General features: G+C 74.2%; 1 pseudogene. It reads right to left on the minus strand.

The window, feature by feature from the left end:
* A pseudogene (locus AC5RV2_RS18955) lies at window positions 1–457 on the minus strand (alpha/beta hydrolase); the annotation flags it as partial.

A 457-nucleotide genomic window follows, 5' to 3' on the forward strand; every position in this document is an offset into this window, starting at 1 on the left:
GCGCGCCCAGCCGTCCACGTAGCCGGGCGTGTACAGGCCCGCGTCCTCGTTGAGCAGGCCGCGCGGGGCCCGCAGCAGCACCGCCGGGACGTCGAGCGATTCCAGCGCGTCCATCAGGACGGCGCCGCTGTTCAGGTCGGCGGTGTCGCGGGCCATCGCCTCGTAATTCGTCGCCGGCCGCAACAGCGGCGGCTCGCCGGCGAGGTCGTAGTCCACGTAGTCCTCCACCAGCGCGTTCCAATGCTCGGCGAAGGCCGGGTGCACGCGCCAGAAGTCCCGGTACGCCTCCCGGCTGGGGAACGTGGCGGCCAGCCGTTCGGCCGCCGGGCCCAGCACCGACTGGATGACCTCCTCGTCGCTGAGCCCGGCCGGCACCTGCAGCGGCAGGCCGCCGTCGACGAGCACCAGGGACTCCACCAGGCGCGGGTGGCGCCGGGCCAGCACCACGGAGGCGAAC

The sequence above is a fragment of the Arthrobacter sp. Y3225116 genome (genome assembly GCF_059091245.1).